Here is a 16,442-nt window from a genome sequence, read left to right as displayed (position 1 = left end):
CCCCGCGCACGCCGGCGTTGCGCGCGACGACCGCGCGCGCGCCATCCCCCCACATCCCCTCTGACCTCCGGGCTTCCCCTTATCGACAGGGCAGTTCCGTGCGCGGCATCATGTTCACATATTTGATTGTCGTTCATATATATGAACGATTGCCCGTAGTTCAGCCCTTCACTCTTGAACTGACAGCTCTCTTATGACCACTGCAAAAGCAACCTCTGGCGCCGCGTGGGCGGATCAAAACAGCACGCCGCGCCCGAAGAAACAGCTGGGCGCCGCGATGATCGGCAACGTGCTCGAGTACTACGATTTCATTGTGTATGCCTTCCTGGCCGCGACGCTGGCCAAGAAGTTCTTCCACGGGGACGAGGTTGCCGGCCTGCTGGCCAGCTTCGCCACTTTCGGCGTGGGCTTTCTGGCGCGGCCGCTGGGCGGGGCCATCATCGGCCGCATCGCCGACGTGCGCGGCCGCAAGACCGCTTTGCAGATCACGATCTTCGGCATGGCCTTGGGCACGGTGGGTATCGGCCTGCTGCCCACCTATGACACCATCGGCCTGGCCGCGCCCGTCCTGCTGGTGGCCCTGCGCCTGATCCAGGGCCTGGCCGCCGGCGGCGAATGGGGCAGCGCCACCACGCTCATCGTCGAGTCGGCGCCCGCCGGCCGGCGCGGCTTCTTCGGCAGCCTGGGCCAGGCGTCGATCGCCGCCTCCAGCCTGCTCTCCAGCCTGGTGGTCGCCGGCATGGTCGGCATCTTCACGGCCCAGCAAATGGACGATTGGGGCTGGCGCATTCCCTTCCTCTTGGGCGGTCTGCTGCTGCCGGTCGGCTTCTACATGCGCCGCAATCTCGAAGAGACGCCCGCCTTCACCAAGTTGCAGCAAGACGCCACGCCCGCGCCCAAGACCGAGCGCTCGGAGATGTTCCGGATGCTGGGCCGCGCGTTCGGCTTCACCATCATCTGGACGGTGTCGTACTACATCATGCTCTCCTACATGCCGACCTTCCTGGTCAAGCATGCCGGGCTGACGCAACAACAGGCGCTCAACTCCAACTCGATCGCCCTGGTCGTCCTGGTGCTGTCCACACCCCTGTTCGGCTGGCTGTCCGACCGCATCGGCCGGCGCACATTGCTGCTGGCCTGCTGCGCCGCCTTCATCATCCTGCCCTACCCGCTGTTCAACATCATCATCAGCAAGCCGGGTTTCGGCACCATTCTGACCATCCAGATCATCTTCAACCTCTTTATCGGCGCGTTCTCCGGCGCGGCCCCGGCGGCACTGTGCGAAATTTTCCCCACGCACTCGCGCACCACGCTGCTGTCCATCGGCTACAGCCTGGCTACGGCCATCTTTGGCGGCTTCGCCCCCTTCATCGCCACCGCACTGATCGAAGCGACCGGGTCGTCCATCTCGCCGACGTATTACCTGATCTGCGCAGGCGTGGTCTCCGGCCTCGTCATCTTCTTCCTGCGTGAAACCGCACACGACAAACTCAAATGAGCAACCCGAACCAAGACATCCTGATCTGGGGCGCCGGCGCCATCGGCGGCACGGTCGGCGCCTACCTGGCACGCGCCGGCTACGACGTCACCCTGGTCGACGCCGACCCGGCGCACGTGGCGGCCATCCGCCAGGACGGCCTGCATATCACCGGCCCCATCGACGATATGGTCGTCCGCCCGCCGGCGTTCACGCCGGCCGAGGTGCAAGGCAAGTGGCAGCGGGTGTTTCTGGCGGTCAAGGCACATCACACCACCGAAGCCGCGCGGCAGCTGCTGCCCCATCTGGCCGATGACGGCTATGTGCTGTCGCTGCAGAACGGCCTGTGCGAGCCGCTCATCGTCGACGTGGTGGGCGCCCAGCGCGTCATCGGTGCCTTCGTCAACTTCTATGCCGATTGGGTCGCGCCCGGCGAGCTGCTCTATTCCAACCGGGCTGCGGTGGTCATCGGCGAACTCGACGGCCGCGTCACGCCGCGCGCCGAGCAGCTCCTGCAGGATCTGCACCACTTCGAGCCCGACGCCATACTTTCGGATGACGTCGATGGCTACCTCTGGGGCAAGCTGGCCTACGGCGCCATGCTGTTCGCGCAGGCCGTCGGCATGTCGGGAATCGCCGACGTGCTCGAGCGCGACGATCTTTTCCCTCTGTGGCGTGGCCTGGCGCAGGAAGTCGTCGACGTCGCGCAGGCCGAGCAAATCGACCCTCGCGGCTTCAACGGCTTCGAACCCGCCGCCTTCGCCGCCGGCGCGCCCGAGGCTCGCGCCCGGGCCAGCATTCAGGCCATGGTGGACTTCAACCGCCCCAACACCAAGACCCATTCCGGCGTCTGGCGCGACCTGGCGATCCGCAAACGCAAGACCGAAGTGGACATGATCGCCGTGGTCGTCACCGTCGGCCGCCAGCATGGCAAGCCCTGCCCCATCCTGAGCCAGCTCGTCGCCATGATCGGCGAGATCGAACAAGGCAAGCGCGCCCAGACGGATGACAACCTCCTCGAACTGGTGCCGGCATGAGCACACTGGACTTCACGGGCCGCACCGTCGCCGTCACCGGCGCCGCGCTGGGCTTTGGCAAGGAGATCGCCGAGGCTTTCGCGCGACTGGGCGCGCAGGTGCATGCCTGCGACATCAACCCCATGGCATTCGACCCGCAGCACGACATCCGCACCCGAATCGTCGACCTGCGTGACCGCCGCGCCGCGGCCGACTGGATCGCCGGCGTGGAGAACGGCGGCGCCGTCGACATCCTGATCAATAACGCCGGCGGGGTGGCGGGCCAGGCGCCGCAACCCATCGAAGCGGTCAGCGATGCGCAATGGGACACCATCATCGACATCAACCTGGGGGCCGCCTTTGCCGTGAGCCGCGCCGTGGCCGCGGCCATGAAGGCCGCCGGACGCGGCGTCATCGTCAACATCAGCTCCGGCGCGGCGCTGCAAGCCTCCCTGACCGGCGTGCAAGCCTATTGCTCGGCCAAACACGCCGTGCTGGGCCTGACGCGCCAACTGGCCCATGAGCTCGGCCCGCATGGCGTGCGCGTCAATGCCGTGGCGCCGGGCTTTGTCATCACCAACGCCGCCACGCAGCGGCAATGGGATGCCATGGGCGCCGACGGGCAGGCCGCCTTGCTGCGCGGCATCGCGCTGCGCAAGCTCGCCACCCCCGCCGACATCGCCAACGCCACCTTGTGGCTGGCCTCTGACCTCTCCGCCATGATCAACGGCCAGATTCTGTCCGTTGACGGCGGCAAATAACGCATCCAGACCCCGGAGCATCCATGGACAGCAACTCCCCCCTCGAACCCTGGCAATGGCCCGACGAGACCTGGCGCAACACCATCAATCACGTCCGGGCCGGCCGCAGCCTGCGCCCCGCTTCCTGGCCCGGCGGCGCGCCCTTCGCGGTCGCCCTGTCCTTTGACAGCGACCACGAGACCAACGAGCTGCGCGAAGGCGGCAAATCCATCGGCCGCATGAGCTGGGGCCAGTATGGCGCCCGCGTCGGCGTGCCCCGTCTGGAACGCCTGCTGCAGCGCTACGACGCGCGCGCCAGTTTCTACGTCCCCGCCGTCGCCGCTCTGACCTACCCCGAAGAGCAGCAACGCCTCATCGACGCCGGCCACGAGATCGGCCTGCACGGCTGGATTCACGAGCTGAATTCCGTGCTGCCCTACGAAGCCGAGCGCGACCTGCTGCTGCGCTCGTCGGATGCGCTCGAGCGCATCACCAAAGTGCGGCCGGTCGGCATGCGCACCCCCTCCTGGGACTTCAGCCCCCACACGCTGCGCATCGCGGTCGAAATGGGCCTGGAGTACGACTCCTCCCTCATGGCCGACGAAGACTGCTATGAACTGCTGCTCGACGGCCAGCCCTCGGGCGTGGTGGAGCTGCCGGTCGAATGGATCCGGGACGATGCCGTCTACTTCATCATGCATCGCTTCCAGTCCCTGCGGCCCTATACCCCGCCGCAGGCCGTGCTCGACATCTTCATGCGCGAGCTCGAGGGCGCCGAGCAGGACGGCGGTCTGTTCCAGCTGACCATGCATCCGCACGTCATCACCGCGCGCTCGCGGATCTGGATCCTCGAAGAAATCCTCAAGGCCGCGCGCGCCAAAGGCGCCTGGGTCGCCACCCACGCCGAGGTCGTGCGCCACGTCAAGGCGCACGCCGCCTGAGCGCGCCCGGCGCGCGGGCAGCGGCCCGCCGCCGCCCGCGCCGGCACTAATTGGGGCTCAGCCCCGCCGCCTTGATGACGGCGCCCCATCGCTGCAGGTCGTCGCGAACTTCGGCATCCATGGCCGCGGGGCTGTTCAAGGCCAGTTCATAGCCCATCTCGCGCATGCGCGCCTGCATCTCCGGATGTTTGGCGGCGGCGGCCAGCGCCTCGTTCAAGCGCGTCACCACGGCATCCGGCGTCTTCGCCGGCGCCATCACGCCGTACCAGATCCGCACTTCGTAGCCGGGCACGATCTCGGCGATGGCGGGCACGCCAGACAGGGCCGCCACGCGCTGGGCGTCGGCGACGGCCACGCCTTGCAGCTTGCCGGCCTCGATGAAGGGCTGCGCGGAATTGATCGCCGCCGACACCAGGGAAATATGCCCGGCCAGCAGGTCCGACAGCGACTGGCTGGATCCCTTGTACGGAACATGCGTCATCTTGGTGCCCGTCATATGCATCAGCAGCTCGACCGCCAGATGCTGCGGCGTGCCGACGCCGGGCGTGCCGTAGCTGACCTTGCCCGGGTTGCTTTTGGCGTAGGCGAGCAGACCCTCCAGCCCTTTGAAGGGCGACGCCGCGCCCGAGACCAGCACGATGGGAGAAGTCGCCACGATGCCCACCCCCCGCATATCACGCGCCAGATCGGTCGCGATGTCGCGGTACATGTGCGGGTTGATCGTGACGGTGTTGGCCGCCAGCAGCAGGGTATAGCCATCCGGCGCGGCGCGCGCGGTCTGGTCGGTGGCGATATTGCCGGCCGCGCCGGGCTTGTTTTCCACGACCACGGGCTGGCCCAGCTCCTGAGAAATATGCGTCGCCACCAGACGCGCGATCAGATCGGTGCCCCCGCCGGGGCCATAACCCACGAGCAAACGCACCGGGCGTTCGGGATAGGCGCCCGCCAGCGCCGGCGGCGCGGCCAGCAAAGGCAGCAGCAGACAAGCCAGGGCACGACACAACCAAGCTCTCGACATGATGATCTCCTGATCAGCGGCCCTTGAAGACCGGCGCACGTTTGCTCAAAAAGGCGTCCACCCCTTCCTGGTGGTCCTCGCTCATGATCGCCGCCGTCTGGGCCCAGTTCTCGACATCGAGATAGGTTTCCAGGGCGGGGGCATAGACCTGCCGGAACATCCGCTTGCCGAACCCGTAGGCCAGCGTCGGTCCCTCGGCCAGAGTGGCCGCCATGGCCAGGGCCTCGTCCTGAAGCCGATCGGCCCCGACCACCCTGGTCACCAGGCCCATCTGGCAGGCTTCCTCCGCGCCCAGGCGGCGGCCCGACAGCACCAGCTCCTTGGCGCGCAGCAGGCCGATGTTCTGCGCCAGAAAATGCAGGGCGCCGCCATCGGGCGCCAGCCCGACGTTCTTGAACACCTGCGAAAAATATGCCGTGTCGGCGGCATAGATCAGGTCGCAGGCCAGCGCCATGCTCCATCCGATTCCGGCCACCGCCCCCTGCACCGCAGCGATGACCGGCTTATCGATGTCGGCCAGCGCGCGGATCATCCGGTGCGCCCGTTGCAGACGCTCGCGCGCGGAGTCGACATTGAATTCGCGCATGTTCGACACATCGCCGCTGGCGCAGAAAGCCCGGCCGGCCGCGCACAGCACCACCGCTCGCACCGCGCGGTCGCGGTTGGCCTGGCCGCACAATTCGGCCAGCGTCTCGCGCATCTCGACCGTCAGGGCATTCATCCGCTCGGGCCGGTTCAACTGGATGATCGCCACACTGCCCTCGATCCGGTACTGCACGCACGGTTGCGGCGCTGCCGCCTGTCCGTTTTCCATCGCTGTCTCCTGATTGGTGGGTGTTACTATCGTTGAATCAATGGTCAAACAATTAAACTTCGTCGGGTCGGCCCGCATGCCGCGACGCGGTACCGCCATGAAACTCGACAAACCCGAAGCATCCGCCCCGCCCCGCCTGGAACCGCTGCACATCCCGAAGTCGTGCGATGTCCTGGCCAATCATTTGCGCCAGAAAATTCTCGATGGCAGCTTTCCCGACGGCAGCCTGCTGCCCGGGGAGCGCGACCTGGTCGACCAGACCGGCCTGAGCCGCGGCTCGGTACGCGAGGCGCTGCGCATCCTCGAGGCCGAAGGGCTGGTCAGCACGCGTCCGGGGCGCTATGGCGGCTCGCGCGCCACCCGGCCCAGCGGCACCACCGTCGCGCGCCAGATCGCGCTCTTCGCGCGGGGCAGCCATCTGCCGCTGGCCTCCATCATCGAAGCGCGCGAAGCCGTGGAGCCGCCCATCGCCGAGCTGGCGGCGCTGCATCGCAGTGACGCCGATCTGGCCGAACTGCGCGAGATCGACCGGCGCCTGCAACAGGCCCACGACAACGTGCCGGCCTACCTCGAAGAAAACGTCAAATGGCACTGCCGGCTGGCGGCGGCCAGCCGCAATCCCTTGCTCGAGGCCTTCATGCATTCGCTGGCCAATCTGATTCACGAAGCCTCGACGCTGCACAACTTCGCCACCGATGAAGTGCGCAGCCTCGTGCTGCAAGCGCACACCCGCATTCTCGACGCGGTTGAAAAACAGGACGCGGCGGCGGCCCGGCGCCGCATGACGCGTCACGTCCAGGCTTATTCCGCGCAACTGCGCAACCTGATCAAGCAGCAGGATCAAGGTTTGATATAGACGCTCTTGGTGTCCATATAGGCCTCCAGATGATGCAGGCCGCCCTTGACCCCGTAGCCGCTGCTGCGGGTGCCGCCAAACCCCACGGCGGGATCGATGACACCGTAGCAATTGACCCATAGCGTGCCCGAACGAACGCCATGGACCATCTTCATGGCCTGGCCCAGGGAACGGGTCCATACCGCTCCTCCCAAGCCATAGTCGGTGGCGTTGGCCAATCGCAGCGCCTCGTCCGCGTCATTGAAGGGAATCACCGAAATCACCGGGCCGAATATCTCTTCGCGCGCGATGGTCATCTCGTTGTGGACGTTGGCGAAGATCGTGGGCGCCACGAAATAACCCTTAGCCAGATCGCCATCCAGCCGTTGGCCGCCGCCGGCCAGCGCGGCACCTTCGGCCGCCGCGCCGTCGATATAACCCATCACGCGGTCGAGCTGGCGGGCCGAAATGAGCGGGCCGAGCTGCACTTTGGGATCCAGGCCGTTGCCCACGCGCAGCGTCTTGCTGAAAGCGGTCAGACGCGCGACGAACTCGTCGTGGATGCTGCGCTCCACGAACAGACGGGAACCGGCATAGCAGACCTGGCCGCTGTTGGAGAACACGGCCATGGCCGCCCCCGGCACCGCCACGTCCAGATCGGCGTCGGCAAACACGATATCGGGAGATTTGCCGCCGAGCTCGAGCTGCAGGCGTTTGATATTGACCGTGGACGCTTCGATGATCTTGCGCCCCGTCGCCGTGGAACCGGTAAAGGCGACACGGTCGACGTCGGGATGGCGCGCCAGCGCGGCCCCCGCCTCGGCGCCCATGCCTGTCACGACATTGACCACGCCCTCGGGCAGACCCGCCTCGTGCAGCAGTTCGGCCACGCGCAGCACGCTCAGGGAAGCATCCTCGGCGGGCTTGAGCACCACGGTGCAGCCGCTGGCCAGTACCCCGCCGAGAATCCACCACTGGCTGATCAGCGGCCCGTTCCAGGGAATGATGCCGCCGATGACCCCGGCGGGCGTGCGCAGATTGAGCGTGGTGATCGCGCCAGGCAAGGAGTTGGGCAACGTTTCGCCGGCCAGATTGGCAGTCTGCGTGGCGTAATGCAGAATCGTTTGCAGAATGAAGCCGCGAAACGCACGAGTGCGCGACAGCGGCGCGCCCATGTCCAGCGTTTCGAGCAAGGCCAGCTCGTCATAGTGTTGGTCGACCAGCTCGTGCACGCGAAACAGCAAGGCCTGCCGCTGATAAGGCGTCCAAGATCGCCAGGGCCCTTCGAACGCCTTGCGGGCCGTGCGCACGGCGGCGTCCACATCCGCCTCCGTGCCGCGGGCCAGTTGCGCAATGACTTCCCCCGTGGCCGGATTGCAGGTATCGAACAGCCTGCCGTCCTGCGCGGGACACACGCGCCCGCCGATCAAATGTCCCTTGGCGCCTGTTCCCAGATAGGGATGCGTCGTCGTGTCAGACCTCGTCATACCTGCCCCTTCTCGTCAAACGGATGGTTGCGGTTCACGGCGTGAGGACAATGCGCCCCACCACTTTGCCCTGCTGCAAGTCCTTCAAGGCTTGCGGCGCATGGCTCAACGGCCGGATGTCCAGCGGCACGCGCGGCAGACCGAGACGGCGGGCCAGCGCGATGAACTCGCGCAACTCCGCCGGCGACCCGGTATAGCTGCCCTGTATCGTCAGCACCTTGAGCGGCAAACTCGGCACGGGGATGGAGATGGCGCCGCCAAACAGGCCCACCACGACGAGCTGGCCGGCCTTGTCCAGCGCATCGAGCGCCAGTTGCACGGTCTCAGAACTGCCGACCACATCCAGCACGCCCCAGACCTGCCCGCCCACGGCGGCCTTGATGGCCGCCACCGCATCCGGCGCGGCCGGGTCGATGGCGTGGCTGGCCCCGGCATCGAGCGCGGCCTGCCGCCGGGCGGGATCGATTTCCACCGTCACCACGCCCGTGGCGCCGAGCATGCGCGCCACCGAGATCGCAATCAGCCCCAGCCCCCCCGCGCCGATCACGACCAACGGCCGCCGCGCCTGCAGAGGGCCGAACTTCTTCAGCGCGCTGTACGTGGTCAGGCCGGAGCAGACCATGGGCGCGGCCGCGACCGGATCCAGGTCGCCCAAGGGAATCGCATAGCGCTCATCGGGCAGATCGACGTATTCCGCGAAGCCGCCATCGCGATTCACGCCGATCACGCGCGGCGCCGTGCACAGGTTTTCCAGGCCCTGGCGGCAGTGGTCGCACTCCATGCAGCCGATCCAGGAGCACGCCAGGCATACATCACCCACGGCCAAATGCGCGACATCCGGCCCGACCGCCACCACCTCGCCCGAGACCTCATGCCCCAGGGTGCGCGGAAACCGGATGCGATCGGCAAACGACAGCGTCTTGCCGCCTCCGAGTTGGTAATGGCCTTCGCAGATGTGCACGTCGCTGTGGCACACCCCCGCGCCGATGACTTTCAAGCGCACCTGCGCGCCTTCGAGAGCGGGCAGATCCACGACCGCCTCGCTTAACTCGGTGCCAAACGCCCTGATCTGGTAGCAACGCATTTGCTGCGCCATGTCCCGTCTCCTCGGTGTCGATGATGCGTTGACTTTTGGAAGGCCAATAAATACCATCCACCATAGACTCAGTCAATGGTCTGACCATAAGAGCGATGCGCAGTATCGCCAACGGAGACATCCATGCCGCACCGTAATCCGCTTTGCGCCGGCCGTTTGTTCGCGGCCGCCTGCCTGGGTTTGGCGTTGACAGCCCCCCAGGCGCCGGCCGCGGCCCAGACCCCGGCGCCCTTGAAGATAGGCGTGCTCACCGACCAGTCCGGCCCGGCGGCCGACTACTCGGGACGAGGCACGGTGATCAGCGCCCGCATGGCGGTGGAAGACTTCGGCGCCACCGTGCTCGGACGGCCCATCGAAGTGCTGGCGGCCGACCATCTGTCCAAACTCGACGTGGGTTTGGGCATCGCGCGCAAATGGTATGACAGCGATGTGCAGTTGATCCTCGATGTCGGCATCACCAGCATCGCGCTCGGCGTGCAGGAGTTGGCCCGCGACAAAGACCGCATGGTGATTTTCCTGAGCACCGGCAGCAATGACCTGACGGGCGAGCACTGCTCTCCGAACGGCATTCACTGGACCTACGACACCTACAGCCAGGCGCGCGGCGCCTTCCTCGCCTATGGCGACGACGCCCGCAAAAGCTGGTACTTCCTGACCGTCAACTACGCCTACGGCACGAACATCCAGCGCGACATCACGGCCATGGTGCAGGCTGCCGGCGGCAAAGTGCTGGGCGCGACCAAACACCCCTTCGATGCCTCCGACTACGGCTCAGACCTGCTCTCTGCCCAGGCGTCCAAGGCCGCCGTGGTCGGCCTGACCACCACGACGATGCAGGCAGTGACCGCGCTCAAGCAGGCCGAGGACTTCGGCATGCGCGCCGCCGGCCAGCATATCGCCGTGCCCAGCATCACCTTCCACGACGTCAAGGCGCTGGGCCTGCAGGCCGGGCAGGATCTCGTGGTCACGGAGGCGTTTTACTGGGACCAGAACGAGGCGACGCGCGCCTTCGCCCAACGCTATGCGCAGCGCGTGGGCAAGATGCCCAACGCCAACCAGGCCAGCGCCTATGGCGCCGTCATGCATTACCTCGCGGCCGTCAAAGCCACGGGCAGCACCGACGCGGCAACCGTGATGGCGCAGATGAAGGCCACGCCGGTCAATGACTTTATGACCCGCCAGGGCGTCATCCGCCCCGACGGCCGGCTGGTGCGTGACATGTATTTGTTCCGCGTGAAAAAGCCCAGCGAATCCAAAGGGGAATGGGACTTGATGGAACAGATCAGCGTGATCCCGGGCCAGGACGCCTTCAAGGCGCCCGACCCTGCTGCCTGCAAGTATCTGCGCTAAGCGCGATCTGGAGCCCGATATGAAGGATGTCCTGAACATAGGATGCGGCGCCGGCTTTTCCGGCGACCGTCTCGATGCGCCTGCGCCGGTGGTGCGCACCCTGATAAAGCGCGGCGGCCCGGCCGTACTCATCTTCGAAACCCTGGCCGAACGCACGCTCGCCTTCGCGCAGCTTGCACGCCGCGCCGACCCGCAAGCCGGCTACGAAGCCCTGCTCGAACCGCTGCTGCGGCCCATCCTGCGCGACTGCCTCACCCACGGCATCACCATCGTCGGCAACTTCGGCGCGGCCAATCCGCCGGCCGCGGCGCGGCTCATCGAACGTCTGGCCCGCGACCTCCGCCTGCCTGCGCCGCGCATCGCCGTATTGGCCGGCGATGACTTGTCCGGCCCCTTGCAGCAGGCCGGGCCCATCCGCGACTGCTTCGGCAGCGGCTTTGACGCGGCGCGTTTCGTCAGCGCCAATGTCTATCAGGGCGCCTTCGAAATCGCCGAAGCGATCACGGCCGGCGCGCAGATCGTCGTGGCGGGCCGGGTGGCGGATTCCTCGCTCACGCTAGGCCCGGCCATCGCCCACTTCGGCTGGCAACGCGAGGACTGGGATGCCCTGGCCGGCGGCACCATGGCAGGCCATCTGCTCGAATGCGCCGCGCAAGTCTCCGGCGGCTATTACGCCGACCCGGGCAAGAAGGAAGTCCCGGGCCTGGACGACGTGGGCTTTCCGATCGCCGAGATGCAGGCCGACGGCTCCTGCATCATCAGCAAGGCCGACGACACCGGCGGCATCGTCAACAGCCAGACCGTCAAAGAACAGCTCCTTTACGAAGTGCATGATCCCGCGGCCTATCTGACGCCGGACGTGGTGGCCGACATCAGCGACGCCAGCGTCGAAGAGATTGCGCCGGGCCGCGTCAGGCTGGCCGGCGTACGCGGCCACCCGCGGCCGCCGACGCTGAAGGCCGCCGCGTTTTTTGAAGGCGGCTGGACGGGCGACGCCGAAATTTCCTATGCCGGCCCCAATGCGGAAGCGCGCGCGCGGCTGGCCATGGCGGTGCTGGACAAGCGGCTCGGCGAGCTGCTGCAACTGCGTTTCGACCTGATCGGCGTGTGCAGCATCCTCGGCGACGATCGCGGCCATATGCTGGCCAGCACGCCCGTGGGCCAGGCCACCGACGTCAGGCTCAGGGCCGCGGCGCGCCATGACGATCCCGCTTTGATCGATAGATTGCACCGCGAGGTGACGGCCCTGTGGACGGGCGGCCCGGCCGGCGGCGGCGGCGTCAAAGTCAGCAAACGCAGACGGCTGGAGATGCGCAACTTCATGGTCCCGCGCGAACTCGCCCCCGCCTCCTATCACCTCACCGCGCCGACATCATGATGACTCAGACCCTGCTTTATGAACTGGCTCACGCTCGCACGGGCGACAAAGGCAATCACTCCAACATCAGCCTCATTGCCTACCAGCCGCAAGACTATCCCTGGCTGGTGGCGCAAGTGACCGAGCAACGGGTGGCGCAACACTTTGCCTATCGCAACCCGACCCGCGTGCGGCGCTATCTGCTGCCGCGCCTGGGCGCCATGAACTTCGTCATCGAAGACATCCTGGACGGCGGGGTCAATGACTCCCTCGACCTCGATCTGCATGGCAAATCGCTGTCCTTTCATTTACTGACCCTGCGGATCGATCAGAACCCGCTTTCCCCCCCTCACGGCGCCTCGCGGTAACGCACTGGAGATTCCCATGAAAAGCTTCGTCCGTGTCCTGGCCGCCACCCTGGCCGTGCTCACCGCTGGCGCCGCGGCTGCCGCCGGCTACCCCGAGCGGCCCATCCGCGTGCTGGTGCCCTTCCCGGCCGGCAGCGCAACCGATCAGCTCGCCCGCATGGTCAGCGCCGACATGCAAAAAGTATTGGGCCAGCCGATGGTCGTGGAAAACCGCCCCGGCGCGCAGGGCATCATCGCCGTGGGCACCCTGACCGACGCCAAGCGCGACGGCTACACGCTCATGATCAGCGCCAACACCGCCATCGCGGCCAACGCCAGTCTCTTCAAGAACCTGCCCTACGATCCCCGCAAAGACTTCACGCCCATTGCCGGGCTGGGGGCCAATCTGCTCGTGCTGATGGTCCGCAAGGACTTCCCCGCCGACAATGCGCGCGAATTCATCGACCATGTCCGCAAGCATCCCGGCAAGCTGACTGCCGGCTTCGGCTCGTCCAGCTCCCAGGTCTCGCTGGCCATGCTGAAGTCGGAAGCCGGCCTGGACGTGCTGGCCGTGCCGTACAAAGGCATTCCGGATGCCGTGGTCGATGTCCTGGGCGGCACCCTGGACTTCACCTTCGTCGACGCCGCCAACGCGATCGCGCAGGCCAAGGGCGGCAAGCTCAAGGCCATCGCCATCACCTCGCAATCCGAAAGCCCGCTGACGCCTGGCTGGCAGCCCCTGGCCGAGACGCTGCCGGGCTTTGACATCACCGCCTGGTTCGCCCTGGTCGGCCCCGCCGGCCTGCCCGTGGAGGTCGTCGACCGACTGACCCACGTCGCCCACGATGTGCTGGCGCAGCCCGCGCTGAACCAACGCATGATCGACAACGGCATCGCGCCGGCCTACCAGGATCCGGTGACGCTCAAGCGCTTCATCGACGTGGAGATCGACAAGTGGGCGGACCTGGTCAAGAAAGCCGGCATCGAGCCGCAATGAACCCACGCACGCAGGACCAACCATGACCAAGATCGTTCTGATCACGGGCGCGGGCCGCGGCATCGGGGCAGCCATCGCCGCCATGGCCGCCGGCCAGGGATATGCCGTCGCCGTGAACTACCGCCGGGATGCCGCCGCCGCCGAAGCCGTGGTGGACCGCATCCGCGCGGCAGGGGGCCGCGCCATCGCCGTGCAGGCCGACGTCGGCCAGGAGCAGGAGGTCGAACGCCTCTTTCTCGACGTCGACCGGCAATTGGGCCCCGTGGATGTGCTGGTGAACAACGCCGGCATGCTGGGCCACTGCCTGGTGCGGGACATGGACGCGGGCGAACTGGAACGCCTGTTTCGCGCCAATGTCTTCAGCATGTTCTTCTGCGCCAGGCAGGCGGTCCAACGCATGTCCACCCAGACAGGCGGCAAGGGCGGCGCGATCATCAATCTCTCGTCCGTCGCCGCGCGCCTGGGCGGGTTGGCCGGCGGCTGCCACTATGCCGCCAGCAAGGGCGCCATCGACGCCTTCACGCTGGCGCTGGCCAAGGAAGTGGGCACCCAAGGCATCCGGGTCAATGCCGTGCGGCCCGGTTTGATCCAGACGCAGATCCACGACATCCACGGCGGCCTCGACGCCATGGAAACGCTGGCCCGCACCACACCGCTGCAACGCTCCGGCACCCCGGACGAAGTGGCTGAGGCGGTGCTGTGGCTGGCCTCGCCCGCGGCCTCTTACATCCATGGCACCGTGGTGGACGTCGCGGGCGGCCGCTAGGGCCTTGGGGCTGCCTAGAGGGTCATCCCCGCTTTGCGCGCGCGCTCCGAATAGGCCTTGACGTGCCGCTCCGCGCGGCGGCCGGCCGCCGCGACATCGCCGTCGGCGATCGCCTGAAAGATACGCTGGTAGATATGGATGATCTCCTTGCGGCTGGCTTCGGACGTGAAATCCTCCAGCCCGGACAGATCGTGGATCAGTTCGGCCAGCGAGGTCATGAACACGCGTAGCAGCTCATTGTGACTGGCGGTGGCCACGCCGTAGATCCAGTGCCGCGTCTCGGCGAGAAAGGTGGCGGGATCCTGCGCGGGCGGAGCCGCCAGGCGATCCAGCACCCCCTGCAATTCGGCCAGGTCGTCGGAATTGCGATTGGCCGCGGCCAGCATGGCGATGCGCGGCTCCAGGGACTCGCGCGCCTCGAGCAGGGCTTCCAGCGGCAATTTGCGGCCCCGCGCATAGACCCGGAAGTGGCGCGCAAACATTTCGTCTGAAGGCTGGCACACGAAAGAGCCGCCATAGCGCCCCAGGCGCGTCTGCACCAGGCCCTCGGCCTCGAGAATGCGCAAGCCCTCCCGGATGGCATTGCGGCTCAAGCCTGTCTGGCTGACGAGATCCCGTTCCGCGGGCAACTGCGTGCCGGCCGGATAGACCCCGGACAGGATTTGATTGCGCAGACGCGAAGCCAGCATGTCGCAGGATTTGGGGACATCGATCAAGCCCAGCGTGTCGGATTCGCCAAACGCCATGTTGAATTCCTTATGGTTGAAATATCCATCTCTTAAACCATTGTATTGCGCCAAAGCCATCCCCTTCCAGTCGCCAGCCCGCGACCCCCGGCTTTGCACCGATTGACTTCGCGAGCGTCACTTTCAATAATGATTGAACCTTTTGATGAATGTAATACATAAACCATTAAACCAAGGACGGAGAATGAATTTTCCTTTGGCTGGGTTGAAAGTGTTGGATCTATCCAAAGTCTTGGCCGGGCCGCTGTGCGCCCAGATGCTGAGTGACTTCGGCGCCGAGGTCACCAAGGTCGAGCCGATCGATATTGGCGACGAAACGCGGCACTGGCCGCCCTACGACGCACAGGGCTGCGGCGCGGTCTTCCTGTCGGCCAATCGCAATAAACGCAGCATCGCGCTGGATCTGAAGTCGGCGCCGGGCCAGCGCATCGCGCACCAGCTCGCAGCCGCCGCGGACGTCGTCATCGAAAGCTTCGCGCCGGGCGTAGCCGCCCGCCTGGGCGTGGGCCGCGAGACGCTGCTGGGCGTCAACCCCCGGCTGGTCTATTGCAGCATCTCGGGCTACGGCCAGCACGGCCCCTTGAGCGCGCTGCCGGGTTACGACCTGATCCTGCAGGCCTTCAGCGGCATGCTGTCCATCACGGGCGAACCCGGCGGCGGCCCGGTGCGCTCGCCCATGTCGCCCATCGATCAGGCCACGGGCATGAATGCCTTGTCCGGCATCCTGGCCGCCCTGGTGCAGCGCGAACGCACCGGCAAAGGCGCCGCGATCGAGGTCTCGCTGTTCGACAGCGCGGCCGGCCTGCTGGGCTACACGCTGCAAAACTACTGGCAATCGGGGAAGCTGCCCGGCAAGTCGGGCTCCGGCCATCCCTCGCTCTGCCCGTATCAGGTCTTTCAGGCCCAGGACCGCGACATTCTCATCGGCATCCCCAACGACAACCTCTGGAATCGCTTCTGCAAAGCCGCCGAAGCGCCGCAAGCCGCCAGCGATCCGCGCTTTGCCACCAATGGCGCGCGGGTCAAGCATGCCGCCGAGACCATCGCCCTGGTGCAGCAGCTGATCGGCTCGCGGACCTGCGCCGACTGGCTCGAACGCCTGACGGCCGCCGGCGTACCCGCCGCGCCGCTAAACAGCCTGCAGGATTTACTCGACCACCCGCACATGCAGGCGCGCGGCATGGTGCTGGAAGGCGCGACGGGAAAAACCATCGCCGCCCCGGTCACCTTCGACGGGGTGCGCCCGGCCATGCGCAGCGCGCCTCCGGGCCTGGGCGAGCATTCGCGCCAGATCCTGGCCGAGCTGGGGTATGGCGACGGCGACATCGACGCCCTGCTGTCCGCCGGGGTGGCCCAGAGCGCCCAAGCCGGGGCCGCAGGCAAACCATGACGCATTGAGCAGAACGGCCGCCGCGTCCCGTTGGCGCGGCAATACCCAGGCGCTCCGACAGAGAG

16 protein-coding genes are annotated in these 16,442 nt (G+C 66.6%); 11 read left to right on the top strand and 5 right to left on the bottom strand.

What is annotated here, in order from left to right:
* The first annotated feature begins 193 nt into the window (after nucleotides 1-193).
* Genes CAL22_RS04100 through CAL22_RS04085 form a run of 4 tightly spaced genes read left to right on the top strand, consistent with a single transcriptional unit; the run spans nucleotide 194 to nucleotide 4,174 of the window.
* The gene (locus CAL22_RS04100; protein ID WP_094810600.1) at nucleotides 194-1,498 is read left to right on the top strand and encodes an MFS transporter; all 1,305 of its coding nucleotides are present in this window, start codon (nucleotides 194-196) and stop codon (nucleotides 1,496-1,498) included.
* Nucleotides 1,495-2,514 carry a ketopantoate reductase family protein gene (locus CAL22_RS04095; protein WP_094810598.1) on the top strand — a complete coding sequence of 340 codons (1,020 nt, stop codon included), beginning with the start codon at nucleotides 1,495-1,497 and terminating at the stop codon, nucleotides 2,512-2,514. Before CAL22_RS04100 ends, CAL22_RS04095 begins: the two co-directional genes overlap by 4 nt.
* Complete coding sequence (locus tag CAL22_RS04090; RefSeq protein ID WP_094810596.1) at nucleotides 2,511-3,254, top strand: SDR family NAD(P)-dependent oxidoreductase; 744 nt, start codon at nucleotides 2,511-2,513, stop codon at nucleotides 3,252-3,254. Before CAL22_RS04095 ends, CAL22_RS04090 begins: the two co-directional genes overlap by 4 nt.
* Before the next feature lie 23 nt (nucleotides 3,255-3,277).
* The gene (locus tag CAL22_RS04085; RefSeq protein WP_094810594.1) at nucleotides 3,278-4,174 is read left to right on the top strand and encodes a polysaccharide deacetylase family protein; all 897 of its coding nucleotides are present in this window, start codon (nucleotides 3,278-3,280) and stop codon (nucleotides 4,172-4,174) included.
* Nucleotides 4,175-4,220: 46 nt separating this feature from the next.
* On the opposite strand, the gene CAL22_RS04080 is transcribed toward CAL22_RS04085, so the two are convergent.
* Together CAL22_RS04080 and CAL22_RS04075 are read right to left on the bottom strand one after the other, a co-directional pair.
* Nucleotides 4,221-5,192 carry a tripartite tricarboxylate transporter substrate binding protein gene (locus tag CAL22_RS04080; RefSeq protein ID WP_094810592.1) on the bottom strand — a complete coding sequence of 324 codons (972 nt, stop codon included), beginning with the start codon at nucleotides 5,190-5,192 and terminating at the stop codon, nucleotides 4,221-4,223.
* 13 nt (nucleotides 5,193-5,205) lie between these two features.
* Nucleotides 5,206-6,006 (bottom strand): enoyl-CoA hydratase/isomerase family protein, encoded by an 801-nt coding sequence (locus tag CAL22_RS04075; protein ID WP_167383548.1) that lies wholly within the window; start codon nucleotides 6,004-6,006, stop codon nucleotides 5,206-5,208.
* Between the two features lie 97 nt (nucleotides 6,007-6,103).
* On the opposite strand from CAL22_RS04075, the gene CAL22_RS04070 reads away from it, so the two are divergent.
* Entirely contained in the window at nucleotides 6,104-6,862 is a 759-nt protein-coding gene (locus tag CAL22_RS04070) for a FadR/GntR family transcriptional regulator (protein ID WP_094810588.1), read from the top strand.
* Here CAL22_RS04070 and CAL22_RS04065 read toward each other — a convergent pair.
* Together CAL22_RS04065 and CAL22_RS04060 are read right to left on the bottom strand one after the other, a co-directional pair.
* Nucleotides 6,847-8,328 carry an aldehyde dehydrogenase family protein gene (locus CAL22_RS04065; RefSeq protein ID WP_094810586.1) on the bottom strand — a complete coding sequence of 494 codons (1,482 nt, stop codon included), beginning with the start codon at nucleotides 8,326-8,328 and terminating at the stop codon, nucleotides 6,847-6,849. The genes CAL22_RS04070 and CAL22_RS04065 overlap by 16 nt on opposite strands.
* Before the next feature lie 34 nt (nucleotides 8,329-8,362).
* Entirely contained in the window at nucleotides 8,363-9,424 is a 1,062-nt protein-coding gene (locus CAL22_RS04060; RefSeq protein ID WP_244193775.1) for an alcohol dehydrogenase, read from the bottom strand.
* Between the two features lie 123 nt (nucleotides 9,425-9,547).
* Between CAL22_RS04060 and CAL22_RS04055 the strand changes: the two genes are divergently transcribed.
* The 5 genes from CAL22_RS04055 to CAL22_RS04035 are packed head-to-tail and all read left to right on the top strand — an operon-like array spanning nucleotide 9,548 to nucleotide 14,241.
* A complete protein-coding gene (locus CAL22_RS04055; RefSeq protein WP_094810584.1) occupies nucleotides 9,548-10,774 on the top strand; it encodes an ABC transporter substrate-binding protein in 1,227 nt (408 codons plus the stop codon).
* Nucleotides 10,775-10,793: 19 nt separating this feature from the next.
* Nucleotides 10,794-12,152, top strand: coding sequence for an acyclic terpene utilization AtuA family protein (locus tag CAL22_RS04050; RefSeq protein ID WP_094810582.1), 1,359 nt, complete (start codon nucleotides 10,794-10,796; stop codon nucleotides 12,150-12,152).
* Complete coding sequence (locus CAL22_RS04045; RefSeq protein ID WP_432264292.1) at nucleotides 12,152-12,499, top strand: AtuA-related protein; 348 nt, start codon at nucleotides 12,152-12,154, stop codon at nucleotides 12,497-12,499. The genes CAL22_RS04050 and CAL22_RS04045 overlap by 1 nt, the downstream gene beginning before the upstream one ends.
* A gap of 16 nt (nucleotides 12,500-12,515) precedes the next feature.
* Nucleotides 12,516-13,475 carry a Bug family tripartite tricarboxylate transporter substrate binding protein gene (locus CAL22_RS04040; RefSeq protein WP_094810578.1) on the top strand — a complete coding sequence of 320 codons (960 nt, stop codon included), beginning with the start codon at nucleotides 12,516-12,518 and terminating at the stop codon, nucleotides 13,473-13,475.
* Nucleotides 13,476-13,497: 22 nt separating this feature from the next.
* Nucleotides 13,498-14,241 (top strand): SDR family oxidoreductase, encoded by a 744-nt coding sequence (locus CAL22_RS04035; RefSeq protein WP_094810576.1) that lies wholly within the window; start codon nucleotides 13,498-13,500, stop codon nucleotides 14,239-14,241.
* A 14-nt stretch (nucleotides 14,242-14,255) separates the two neighbouring features.
* Here the strand turns inward: CAL22_RS04035 and CAL22_RS04030 are convergent, their stop codons facing one another.
* Nucleotides 14,256-14,987, bottom strand: a complete 732-nt coding sequence (locus CAL22_RS04030) for a FadR/GntR family transcriptional regulator (protein WP_167383547.1) — start codon at nucleotides 14,985-14,987, stop codon at nucleotides 14,256-14,258.
* Nucleotides 14,988-15,171: 184 nt separating this feature from the next.
* On the opposite strand from CAL22_RS04030, the gene CAL22_RS04025 reads away from it, so the two are divergent.
* Entirely contained in the window at nucleotides 15,172-16,377 is a 1,206-nt protein-coding gene (locus CAL22_RS04025) for a CaiB/BaiF CoA transferase family protein (RefSeq protein ID WP_094810572.1), read from the top strand.
* Nucleotides 16,378-16,442 lie beyond the last annotated feature (65 nt).

The organism is Bordetella genomosp. 12 (assembly GCF_002261355.1).
GTDB lineage: Bacteria > Pseudomonadota > Gammaproteobacteria > Burkholderiales > Burkholderiaceae_B > Bordetella.
The sequence above is the reverse complement of the archived record's forward strand: the minus strand, read 5'-3'. Positions and strand labels throughout refer to the sequence as shown.